Below are 12,328 nucleotides of genomic sequence, written 5' to 3'. Positions count from 1 at the left end.
TTGATGTTATGTATTCTAACATTATATCAGCAGAGTTAATTAAAGGAAATACTTTCTATACTATTCCTTTTCGATTAGTCCTTCCACACACAAATTCATATCTCTGGAGGACCTGCATCCACATTACCGAAATATACGAATATATTTGGAGATAATTGGTCGAGAGGGAATCCGTAATTATTGTCGAATATATAAGCAAATTGCCACTGGAAAAGAGGAACACATTATGCATACTACATCTCAAACTCCTCGTCAGACCCATTGGAATCGCGTGCTGCTTAATGCATTCTGGATCATCCTGATTGTGGATTTAAGTATTCATATGTTTGTTTCTCAATGCCTATGGGGCCAACATTCGGATACCCTAACCATGGGAGAGTTTATTACTCAGTCGCTGATTCCTGATTCCATCATATTGACTTTGATCATTATTCTGGAATTTATCTATAGATGGAAACCCCTATGGTCCGAGCTAGCTATTACAGTAGCGAGCCATTTATTTGCGCTTCTGATGATCATCAATCTCAATGATGAACTGTATGTTATGTCATTAATTATGCTGCTGCCGCTGCTTGTATCCATGATTTATATGAAGTCTAGTTATATGATAGCCTCTTCTGCTGTTTGTCTACTGTACACGATCATTTTATTCATCAGGGCATCTAATCACGGATACGTCCCCATCACCCAAACTGTCATTATTCTTTTTATTTTTGCTGCTACTGCTTTAGCAGGTTTTGCAGTCATCGGTCGTGGGCGTGATTTGATGCGATCGCTGGAGAACTCCGTAAAGTCAGAACAGGAATTACGCATTCAGAATATAATCATGGATCGGCTATCCAAGATCGATCCTCTGACGGACCTTTATAATCATAAGACGTTTCATGAATACTTAGGATGGCTGATCGATCATCAGCAAAGTAATCCATTTCCCATGCAGCTAGCCGTTATGGACATCGACAACTTCAAAAAAGTAAATGATTCCTATGGGCATTCCGTTGGAGATATCGTATTACAAAAGGTTGCAGCGATCCTCCTCGAGCATGTCGGTCCTGATGATTTCGCGGCTCGCTTTGGCGGGGAAGAATTTGTCGTCATTCTGACTTCTAAAACCCTTGATCATTCTCATGAGATTATGAAGCATATTCTAACGTCCATCTCCGATACCCCCTTTGCGGAAATGAACGATAAAAACGTAACCGTCAGTATCGGTATGCACGATTTTATAGGTACAGATTCCAAAAACTCTACATTTCAGAAAGCAGACGATGCACTTTACGAAGCTAAGAACACCGGGAAGAACAAAATCGTAATCGGCTAAAGACCGAACACAAGCAAAAACGCCTTCGACGTCTCTAATGGACGGTAAGCGTTTATGCGAGAAATATAAGGATAATATATAGCTTGAGACTTATAAATTCTTATATTTGAACAAATAAGCCCACGGATCTTTTCACGGGCTTGTTTGTGTTCATCTGTTTGAATCTGACTGCTAAATCTCATAGCGCCTCTGTGTTTCCAAAAGCTCTTCGACTGCCTGCTTTGGCACAGGTCTGCTAATCAGGTAGCCTTGAACCTTGTCGCAGCCTAATTGCTTGAGCAAATCCATTTGAATAACCTCTTCTACACCCTCTGCTACAACTTTTAATCCCATATTATGCCCCAACTGTATAATGGACTGCACAAAAGACTGGCTGTTAGCTTTTTCTGAGAGTGAATCAATAAATGTTTTATCCATCTTGAGCGTTGAAATCGGCAATTGCTGCAAATAGCTAAGTGATGAGTAACCCGTTCCGAAATCATCCAAGGCGATACTAATGCCCTTAGATTTAAGAAACTGCAGCTTACCCAGAATACTCTCAAATGATTTCATAAAAATAGACTCCGTGATTTCCAGCTCAAGACAGCTTGGATTTAGGCCACTTACTGCCAGACTATCCTGTACCATCTCGATAAAATCGTTCTGGAATAGCTGAATAATCGAAATGTTGACCGATATTTTATAAGGAACACCTGTACGATCTTGAATACCCTTCATAAAGATGCAAGATTCGCGAAGCACCCATTCACCAATATCGATGATCAGTCTGGAATCCTCAGCAACTTTTATAAACGAAAGTGGAGATACAGAACCAAGCGATGGGCTGTTCCAACGAATTAAAGCTTCAAAGCCTGAGATGAATCCGGATTCGATATCCATCTGGGGCTGATAGTTCAGTTCAAATTCATTATTGTTCATTGCACTGCGCAAATGTTTCTCTATATTCATTCGCTCATTAAACGCTGTATGCATCGATTTGTCATAGACTACATAAGTCCCCTTGCCATCCTCTTTAGCACGATACATCGCCACATCCGCATTACTCAAAATTTGCTCGGCCGTCTCCCCATCCTCTGGGTAAAAGGAAATTCCGATGCTTAGCGAGACGTACAGATTACTTTCTCCTATTAAAAAGGACTGCCTGAACGCTCTCATTATACGCTCTGCCAGATTCAATACAGCCTCACGGTCCTCTGTATCCTTAATAAAAATAACAAATTCATCTCCACCCAGCCGTGAGAGCATATCTCCTTCCCGCATCAGTAACTGCAACCTCTCACTTGCCTTCCGGATGAGTACATCCCCGGATTTATGACCTAAGGTATCGTTGATGTATTTGAAATTATCTGAATCTAGAAACAGTAGTGCAAATTTCCCTTCCGGATGCTTTAGATACTTCTCCATGGTCTCCAGCAGACATAAACGGTTAGGTAAATTACTGAGCGCATCCACATAAGCCAGACGATGCATATGTTTCTGATTGTCTAGAAGCATATTATATTGTACTAGAAGCTCCTGTTGAGTAGTCGCGAGCTGCTCATAGGTCGCCCCAAGTTCTTGGTAGCTGTTGCTCAGATTAAGCTCCGCTTGCTTCCGCTCGCTGATATCAATCAAGGAGCCCATAAATAACAGAACTTCATCCTTTGGATTAACGGTAGCCTTACCCCTAACTTCAAACCACACGATTTGATTGTCTTTGGTAATCATGCGGAACTCCGTTTCGAAGATAGGTGTAACACCCTCCAGGTGATCATGTTTAAGCTTACGGGTTGAAGCTAGGTCATCGGGATGAACAATACTAAAAGCTCCCTCTTCAAACGAGTTGATTTCATCCTTCGTGTAACCTATGAGGTCATACCATCGGTCTGATAAATTAAATCGTCTCGCCTCCAAATCAAACTCCCACATATATGCACCAGAACCTTCTGTGGTGAGCCGGAAACGTCGTTCACTGATTTGAAGCCTATTAAATTGTTCCTGTAGATCGACCTCTGTCGCTGAGAGCTCTTCGTATGTAGCTTCCAATTCCTTATAACTTAGCTGTAGCCTCAGCTCATTTTGTTTACGATTATCGATATCCACACCTACAAGTACAAAGATATCGGCTGCTTGCTTATCAAGTCCTTTTAATAAGGCTGTCCGGAATGAGAAATATCGCGCTTCAGATGACTGGTCTGGGAGCTTAATTTCTACGTTGTTAACATATTCATACCGTATTGCCCGCATCAAAAGATCACGGATTGCAGCCGTACTACCTTTTAGACCATCGATTTCCTCAATATTTACTCCCAGCACCTCTTTTTCGCTTAAAGCCGTCATCCGCTCAGCGAACTTGTTAAACCGCACTACCTTTTTATCTGCCTGCACCGCCCAAACTACCATGCCACTATGCTCTATAACATCCTCAAAAAATTGATGCTCTGAATAAACAGCACGCCGTAAACGATTAATATTCATTTTAAGCAGGACTCCACCCAGCATAAGAAGACAGAATAGAAGGATTGCTCCGTAAACCCATCTTTTGTGGATCATGCCTTTATAATAATCAGAATGAACGAAGAAATAGTTCTGGTACAATTCTTCAAAAGCACCCGAATGCTGTAATTCCACCAATCTCTCGTTAACATAAGAAACTAACTCCGGTGTAGACTTATTGATTGCAAAAGCCACATCCCTGGGATAAAGATCATTCATTTCCTTAATAATACTGTCCGTCTTCCCCTGTTCAACGAGCAGATAATCGACCACCTCCTGATTCTCAAATAGAAGGTCAATTTCCCCTTTTTCTAAAGCCTCCAAGGCTTCAGGAATCGTTGCATATTCTACATAATCATTAATTCCCAGTTTCCCGTTCAGTACTGTTTCAGAATACTGCCCGTTTCCTAGACCTATCTTATAACCTCCAAGCTTATTTAAATCGATCTCACCCTTAAGCCCTCGCCTTGCGTAGATTGAAATATAGCTTTTGAAAACAGGTTCCGAAAATAGCAACTCTTGTTTTCGTCCTTCCGTTACTGCCATTAGACCCGCTGTTTCGATATCTCCCTGAACGAGCCGATTATATACATCAGGCCACTTCCCTGTACTGTAGTGGACATCGTAATCCTGCTTCTCAAAGATCATATTACTCAATTCAATATCAAAACCGGTCATGTACCCATCTTTTATATATTTATAAGGTGGATATTCCAGCTCTACTTGATATTCGATCTCCTTTCTTTCGGCGTGAATGGCAGTAGGAGGTAAGAGCATAAATAGAATGCTAATCAGAAGCAACAGTCTGTACTGCTTCATCGCTCATTCCCCCTTTTTACTGAATTTACAGTAATATCCTAAATGTTATTCGACAAAATATGGCAATACCCCTGCTTTTTCTTTCCTCGTCACATAATATACGCAAATCCCATCAATGAACCCTTCCCTTTGTAAATTATATAAAATTACGGATGCTACATTTTTATATTGCTTTTTAGATGGAAAATGTGGATAATAGCAATAATGATACAAGTTGATAATGATTATCATTATTAAATAAGTTATTGATTTCACTTTACTATATTTAAGTTAAAAGGAGACTGATCACCCATGAACGTTACCTCTACCCGAACAACACTACAGGTTGACGATTATCTGGATCTGCTCAATCTTGCCGTTAAAGTTGGAGATTTAAAATGGCAAAAAGAAATTAAATCCAGATTGCAATACATTCTTTGTCTGCCGACAAGATAATCTTTCTGAATATTCGCCGCATTCCTTTAGGGAATGTGGCTTTTTTTGCTTGTATGATTGGCAGCCATGTAAGAATAGGAGTATCCCCGCGTCACGTGAGGGTTAATGATATAGTATAATTATCAGCATAATATATTGAATACAAAGTCCTTCAGATTGGAGCGTGTCCGCTTGAAAAAGTATTTAGCTTTATTCTTATTGATCAGCGTGTTATGGATACCCGTTGCATACGCCGCCGAAATCCCTGCTGAGCAGGGATTAGTAACCGATAAAGCTGGAATGTTTAGTTCCGCAGAAGCGACGTCCATTTCTGCTGCTGCCACTGGAGATCTCGTTACTATGCATGTACTCACCGTAGATTCCTTAAACGGTACTCCGGCCGATAGATACGCCGAGGATACTTACGCCTCATGGGGGCTGTCCACTCGCGATATTCTCTTGCTGATCTCCACTGGCGATCAGTCCATTGAACTTAATTTTAACAATCCTGGCTTTCAAACCTCGTTAAATGCCTGGTCCCAAAATCAGGGAGGGAAATCAGGAAGTGCTGCCATTACAGCGCTGCTTGATACTTATTTCATCCCTTATGCCAGAAAAGGAGACTTCGCCGGAGGGACAAAGGCTTTAATTAAAGCGGTCCATTCCATCGGGGAGAGTACAGGAAATGCTGGAGGAAGTGCAGGAAGCGGTAGCGCAGTTGGCAGTACGAATAGCGGTTTAGGAAACGGAACCTCCGGTAAACCAGGGAACTCGGTCAGTACAGGAAGCCGCTCCAGTAGCTCCATGTTTACGATTGCCGCCATTCTAATCGGAATCGTACTAATACTACTTGTGCTATTTATTGTGATCACAGGTCTACGTCGACGCAAACAGCTAAACGCACAACAAGAGCAGTTATCCGATTTGCTAGTACGGGCGAATCGAGCATTGGAGTCATTAAAGCCATTTCAAGGGATCGTTCAGGGAAAAACCGAGGTACTGGTAGAAGGCATTTCAAAACGACTCTCTGCAAAGCTCGTTGAAATCTCTTCACTGCAAAGTGATGGGCAAGGTGTACAGCCACCCTTTTATCATTTGACTGCCCTTAAGGCAGCCGTGGAACAATTACAGCTGACAGAGGACTCCTTCCGCGCAGCGCTTGAAGAGGAAGAGATGAACATTGCTGTCATCAGTGAAGCTGATCGCAATGTTAAACAGCGAATTACAGAGCTGAAAGAGGATGCACCAGAGCTTGAAGAGCAGCTACAAGGTGCGATTAAAGAAACTGGCTATGCACTTCAAGAAATTGTTGAAGAGCTCAAGGAGCTTGCCGAGGAGACCTCTAAGGCAGATCAATTGGAGCTTTTTGACCCTATCGCCGCACAAGAAATTACCGAGGATGCACAAGATCGCCAAGAAAAGATTGAACAAGACCTGAAGGATGTCGATCTCTACGATGATAAGCTAAACCAGTTCCCTACGGTATTAGCTGCAGCCCGTGCGAAAATCACAAACATCATCGAGCAGAACTCACTCCACAACATGAAGGTAAAACCATTTGACCGTCTGGAGCAGGCCCGCACAGAATCGCTGACGCTTGAAGCGCCGCTGCGTGTTGGAGATATGGATGAGGTGCGCAAGATTGGCGCCACTCTTGACCTTCTCCTGGATGAGGCTGTTGCTATGACAGAACAACAAGCACTCCTTCGGCAGAACAACCGCAGAGATTTAGAGACATTCCGCACCGAATGGAGCCAATTAAAACAGCGGCGAGACGGACTGCAAAGCCGAATTACTGAAGCACGTATGTATTTTGAAGAACAGCATGTGTCAACTGTGGAGAGCATCCTTACAGAGTGGAGCACACGCCTTCGGGAAGGTGCTAGTGAAGTGGCGCAGATTGAGAATTGGACCAGTGATGAGCGCGGCGAATATGATAAGGCCCACAATGCGCTAGAACAGTTGCTGTCCCTCCTAGATGAAGCTGCAAGGCAGTTCGATGGTGTCTCAGAAAGTCTAAATGCACTTCATGAAAGACTGGATAAGGTCACTCGCCTCTTTTCCGAAGGGCAAAGCCGGGTGGAAACGACCCAACGAATGCTGCATAGCAGAGGGTTATCTTCTAGAATTCACTTCGAGCTATCCTTACTGCCGGAATACAGTGCACTGGATCATCGCCTGGCATCCCGGCCTTATAATCTTGAGGAACTGGAGTCCCTGGGCCGTTCTTATGATTCACAGATCACTTCCTTTGTGAATGAAGCGAACCGACTCGTTCGTCAGAAGGAAGAAGAAGAACGACTAGCTCAATTAGCTATGATGAGAGAACAGCAACGTCGCGCGCAGGCTCGTAAACGAATGTCCTCTGGCCCACCTTCATCAGGTGGATTCGGTGGAGGACGCTCCTCCGGCGGCTCCTCCTGGGGTGGAGGCGGCAGCAGCGGCAGATCCTCCGGCGGATCTTCTTGGGGCGGCGGAGGGAAGTCCGGCCGAAATTCATCAGGCGGATCCAAGTGGTAGACAATCTCCAAACAAAAGACTCTTCCAGCCTGCTTGGGCGGAAGAGTCTTTTATTATGAATTACTGCTTGCATGACGAAGAAATAGCCAAGACAAGCCCTTTATTTTATTGGCAGATAAATCGTAACGACTGTACCTACGCCCTCATCACTTGCTATGGCCACGCGTCCTCTATGTGCAGACACTATTTTTTTAACAATCATAATTCCCAGTCCATTACCGTCACCTCTGGTCGTGTGAAAAGGCTGGCCTAATTTCTCCAGTACTTCCTGGTTCATACCCTCTCCGTTGTCTGTGAAGGTAATCTTCTGGAATCCATTCTCCACATCTAGGGCAACTGTAATGCTTCCGCCAAAGGGCAAGGCTTCCATTGAGTTTCTTAGGATGTTTAGGAAGACCTGCTTGATATGATTGCGATCACACAAGATATTCGCATCAAAATGGAATTGCGTGCTCAATGATATATTATTCATCTCCACTTGAATCGCAAAGATGCTGAGCACTTCCTGCAGAATCGTGCTACATTGTTCTACCCTATAATGCGCGGCCTGCGGTTTACCTAGTATGAGGAACTCACTCACAATGAGGTTCATTCTTTCTACTTCTGACATAATAAGATCATAATGTAACAGTTGCGAATCTTTATTGGCCAGTTGAAGCATTCCTTTGACTGTAGTTAGCGGATTGCGAATCTCATGTGCGATACTCATGGCTAGTTGTCCAGCAACCACTAGCTTCTCTGTATTGCGCAGCACTTCTTCCGTTTTTTTCATCTCTGTGATATTACGAAGACTCCCAATCACACGAGCTAAACATGCATTCGAATCATAAACCGGAAGCACATCCAGCATATAATGTTCAAACAAACCGTTGCTCTCCTGAATCACTTCCAGCCCAGCACATGCCTCTTGCTGAAGAATGACATGCTGAAAATAAGAGCCCACATTTCGAATTTCGAAGACACTGGCACCGATAACAGATTCTTGATGTTCACCATCCAAATGAAGCATGTTTAAGCAGTTCTCATTTATATTGACGATCGTTCCGAGTTCATCCGTTATAATAACACCCAAATAATTGGTATCCAATAGGATTCGATTTAAAAGCTGAAGCTCAGCATTCCCTCTACGCAGCAAAATCTCGCGTTCGATGGAGTCAGCCATGGTACAGAGCAAAGGCAATAAGTGGGGATGCGCCACATCTATATCCGCCATAAATGATATCGTCCCCAAAATTTCTCGTCCATCCTCTTTATAAAAAGGAGCCGTACAGCATACTAAACGATGAAGAATTTGATGATAATGGTCTTGTCCTTTCAACTGAAAAGGCCGCTGGTGTTCGAGACACAACGCAATTGAATTTGTACCCACTTCTTTATTAAGTTGCACACCTTCTTTGATGCCAACCTGCCCAACGAGATCAATAATTGTCGGATCCCCTTTGAACGCCAATAGATAACCTGCATCATCCGATATCGTAACAAGGATCGGATTACCTTTTACTGAAGAAAGAAACTTAGTCACAAAAAAATCAATAACCTCAATCACTTCACTATATACATGGAGTTGTGACCCCAGTTCATCTGCAGCATAACATTTTGGAAAAATAGGAGGCTGCTCAGGGTCTATTCCTTGATCCATGCAATGCTGATTGGAAGCCTTAATGATAGTCTCATCCGTCAGTACCCCTGTTGTCTTTTCCAAAGCCTTACCCCATTCTGTATGAATCTTCAATTTTGTAATACTAATATGTATTCTACTTCTTTCCCCCTAATCCTTTTGAACCCTAAAAAATCAAAATATCCCAATACAAATAAATTTCTTGCAGCACAAAAAAACTCCGCTCTTTTAAAGAGCGAAGTTGCGGATGCACATTATTTCTTCTTAATCCTTCGTGTCGTCAAGAAAAGGTTTGTTCACATAATAATACATAACCCCCATCAGAACTCCACCGCCAATTAGATTTCCGATTGTAACGGGCACAAGATTATGTACCACACCGCCCCACGAAACCGTTCCGGGATGGTCAAGGACTAATGCAATTGCAAAGGTGCACATATTGGCAATACTATGCTCATAACCGGAGATGAAAAAACAGAATACGAATAAGACCATTGCGAACATTTTGGCCCCATCGCCCTTTATATTCATCGGGATGAAAAAAGCCATACAAACGAGCCAGTTACAGAGGATAGCACGAAAAAAAAGCTGACCTGCCGGAGCCTCCATTTTATGCTCAACCACATATAGTAAAAAACCATTTACATCAGAACTGTAAAACAGGCCTGTTAAAAAAATCAACAGTGCAAATGCAGCAGCACCAAGAATGTTACCTATATAACTCATGATCCACATGCGTACAACCTCGGACCATTTCATTTTGCGTCTCAAAGCCGTGTACGTGTAGTAGAAAGTATCTCCGGTAAATAAGTCTCCTCCCCCGTATGAGATTAGGATGATCGCTGCTCCAAAAGTAATCGCAGCCATCGGATACGCAAATGGTGAATGCTCCATATAGAAGTAGTTGCCTGTCTTGAATGCTACAATTACGCCGAACCCGATAAACATACTGGCCAGCATGGCTCTGGCAATATAGCGCAATATACTTTGCCGATAGATCTTTTGTTTCTTAAGTGCTAATTTTTCAACCTGTAGCAGCGCCTCGTTCTCCATGTGACCTCCTTAGGAATTTGGGTTTTCCAGCTAGTTATGGGCTAATCGTGCAATCTTGCGTTATTATACCCAATAACCAGCTGGAAATTACTTGAACCAAATCATGGTAAAAACCCTAAGTGTCCTCATTCATTTTTGCAATCGCTTCTGCTCTTTCACTACTGGCTACGATGATAAGCACGAGTATCAAGCACCCTAAGATCATATGCCTATCCTCACTTCCTCCACATAGTCTTGTGACAACTTATGTGTGAAGATAGAGCTTTATGATTGAGTATTGGCGTTAAAAAAAGCCTGCTGAAAAATTCAACAGGCTTTACATCCTATACTGTGTATTCTCGCAAATTTCAGAAACAATTTAGTTCAAGAAACTGCTCAGTTGACTCTCAGCCTCTCCTTGCTTCAGTGCCTGAGGCTTGTCCGCCTCATTTAGTCCTAAACGATTGCCTAGTTGAGTATTGATTGCCGTCATTTTAGACGTATAATCCTGGCAGCTCTCAATAATACGACGGTTGGACTGTTCTGAAGTGTCTAATGCGCTAAGCAGATCACCGATCGCTTGATTCACAGCTTCCATAGACATAGAAGGCTTAGACAGCAACTCGGTGGTTTTCTCTGTAGTGGTACGCAGCAGACGTGCATTTTCTTTAAATTGATCTTCAATCGTCTTATTCGTCGCTTCTACAGCATTGATGACGTTCTCCTGATCCGCTAAAGACATCGCAATCATTGCCGACACCGTGATCAGATTAGAGGTCTTATCAATAGCATTATTCACGGAATCAATCAGCTTGTCATTATTGTCATTAATAATATCTGTAGCAGCAATCGCTTGATTATACAGCAGAATCATTTCTGTCATCGACTGAATTCGAACCATCACTTTACGCAAACCGCGCTCCAGATAAGCTTTACGGTACTCATTCTCAGGCTTTGCGATCTCTACCTCGAACAACTCTTTCAACTTAGTGCCGAAAGCAATTTTGGTCTGTAGGTTATAGATCTCTTCCATGGAAGTACGTTTCAGCTGACGCATATTCACAATGCTCTCTTCGAGGGTATCTCTACCATCGCGAAGCCCTGTAACAATGGCATCAATGTTCGTGCGGACCGACTGATATTTGTACACATAGTTCTTCATCGGACTCTTGCGTAGCATCTTGCCAAAGAAGCTCACATTCTTACTTTGCTGCAGATTCTCACACTCATTCCGCAGCTTCATAATCATGTTAGGCACTTCAACGCGCTTACCAGACATCAGGTCATTCACCGGGCGATCCAGCAGCTTCAAGGTTTGTCCTGCTTTTTCCTGCGTCTTAACCCCAAGCTTACCGATATCATCCATCAAGGAATCCAGTGTAACAGTATCCGTTTGGGATACCTTCTCAATTAATTGTGCCGCTTCCTCGACTACCTTTTGTTCATCTTCTTTTTTTAATTGGATCAACTGCGTGGACATGGGATTCCCTCCTATAGTTCGGAACTGCTGTACCGCTGATGAATCAGTTCCGCCTTCGTCTGAAGTTCCATCAGGTCTTTATGTTCGATCGTGGACGCAATATCCGATATTTTGGAATCGACATCTCTTAGACCGTTCAGCAGCATTCTCCGATTCTTCGTCTTTGCTTCACCGCCTAGGCGTAAGAACGGGTTGATTACACCATTCAAATCCTTCAGAATCAATCTGCGGACCGTATGATTAATCTCGCCGTTATTCAGCTCCTGCAGCAGTGGAATTACACGTTGAAGCCTCGCGAAGAGCGCCAATGATTTCTCGACAATTTCATTGTCCAGCGTATCCTTCTGCCCTTCTGAGATAATCATATCTTCCAGAATGCTAAGATACTCCACAACCGGAGCGAACTCCGGTCCAATCTTCACCGCGCTCTCAGTTCTACCGTCGTAGCTGTGATTACCTGATGTAGTATCATTTGTCGTGTTGCTTAATTGAGGAGCACTCGCAGCGGGTGCCTTAGCAATAGGTGTCGTCACAGGGCCTGCTGGCAACACCTCCGCTGGGAGATTGGTTTTTGGACTTCTCGTTACCAGAGCACCTATCCCCGCACCCGCTAAAGGCAACAGCAAAGAGATGAATTCGGGAAGAAAAG

8 protein-coding genes are annotated in these 12,328 nt (G+C 43.2%); 3 read left to right on the top strand and 5 right to left on the bottom strand.

The annotated features are described in order from the left end of the window. The first annotated feature begins 226 nt into the window (after nucleotides 1–226). Entirely contained in the window at nucleotides 227–1,321 is a 1,095-nt protein-coding gene (locus tag ACWNM1_RS03555; protein ID WP_449599914.1) for a GGDEF domain-containing protein, read from the top strand. 171 nt (nucleotides 1,322–1,492) lie between these two features. Here the strand turns inward: ACWNM1_RS03555 and ACWNM1_RS03550 are convergent, their stop codons facing one another. Then, the gene (locus ACWNM1_RS03550) at nucleotides 1,493–4,615 is read right to left on the bottom strand and encodes an EAL domain-containing protein (RefSeq protein ID WP_449599913.1); all 3,123 of its coding nucleotides are present in this window, start codon (nucleotides 4,613–4,615) and stop codon (nucleotides 1,493–1,495) included. A 291-nt stretch (nucleotides 4,616–4,906) separates the two neighbouring features. Between ACWNM1_RS03550 and ACWNM1_RS03545 the strand changes: the two genes are divergently transcribed. Both ACWNM1_RS03545 and ACWNM1_RS03540 read left to right on the top strand, forming a co-directional pair. Then, on the top strand, nucleotides 4,907–5,050 hold the full coding sequence (locus tag ACWNM1_RS03545) for a hypothetical protein (RefSeq protein ID WP_167348483.1): 144 nt from the start codon (nucleotides 4,907–4,909) through the stop codon (nucleotides 5,048–5,050). A 171-nt stretch (nucleotides 5,051–5,221) separates the two neighbouring features. After that, nucleotides 5,222–7,549 (top strand): TPM domain-containing protein, encoded by a 2,328-nt coding sequence (locus ACWNM1_RS03540; RefSeq protein ID WP_449599912.1) that lies wholly within the window; start codon nucleotides 5,222–5,224, stop codon nucleotides 7,547–7,549. A 100-nt stretch (nucleotides 7,550–7,649) separates the two neighbouring features. Here ACWNM1_RS03540 and ACWNM1_RS03535 read toward each other — a convergent pair whose 3' ends face one another. From ACWNM1_RS03535 to ACWNM1_RS03520, 4 genes are all read right to left on the bottom strand, one after another. Continuing rightward, complete coding sequence (locus ACWNM1_RS03535; RefSeq protein ID WP_449599911.1) at nucleotides 7,650–9,251, bottom strand: ATP-binding protein; 1,602 nt, start codon at nucleotides 9,249–9,251, stop codon at nucleotides 7,650–7,652. Between the two features lie 180 nt (nucleotides 9,252–9,431). Continuing rightward, entirely contained in the window at nucleotides 9,432–10,220 is a 789-nt protein-coding gene (locus ACWNM1_RS03530) for a formate/nitrite transporter family protein (protein ID WP_449599910.1), read from the bottom strand. 358 nt (nucleotides 10,221–10,578) lie between these two features. After that, complete coding sequence (locus tag ACWNM1_RS03525; RefSeq protein ID WP_042184271.1) at nucleotides 10,579–11,679, bottom strand: toxic anion resistance protein; 1,101 nt, start codon at nucleotides 11,677–11,679, stop codon at nucleotides 10,579–10,581. Nucleotides 11,680–11,690: 11 nt separating this feature from the next. Then, on the bottom strand, nucleotides 11,691–12,311 hold the full coding sequence (locus ACWNM1_RS03520) for a hypothetical protein (RefSeq protein ID WP_405176684.1): 621 nt from the start codon (nucleotides 12,309–12,311) through the stop codon (nucleotides 11,691–11,693). Nucleotides 12,312–12,328 lie beyond the last annotated feature (17 nt).

Source organism: Paenibacillus sp. Marseille-Q9583, assembly GCF_976954365.1.
Note: the sequence above shows the minus strand (reverse complement) of the source record. Positions and strands in the feature narration are given on the sequence as shown.

Coding starts and splice junctions, on each gene's coding strand:
- ACWNM1_RS03530 (WP_449599910.1), bottom strand. CDS start 10,220: ATGGAGAACGAGGCGCTGCTACAGGTTGAAAAATTAGCACTTAAGAAA.
- ACWNM1_RS03525 (WP_042184271.1), bottom strand. CDS start 11,679: ATGTCCACGCAGTTGATCCAATTAAAAAAAGAAGATGAACAAAAGGTA.
- ACWNM1_RS03550 (WP_449599913.1), bottom strand. CDS start 4,615: ATGAAGCAGTACAGACTGTTGCTTCTGATTAGCATTCTATTTATGCTC.
- ACWNM1_RS03555 (WP_449599914.1), top strand. CDS start 227: ATGCATACTACATCTCAAACTCCTCGTCAGACCCATTGGAATCGCGTG.
- ACWNM1_RS03545 (WP_167348483.1), top strand. CDS start 4,907: ATGAACGTTACCTCTACCCGAACAACACTACAGGTTGACGATTATCTG.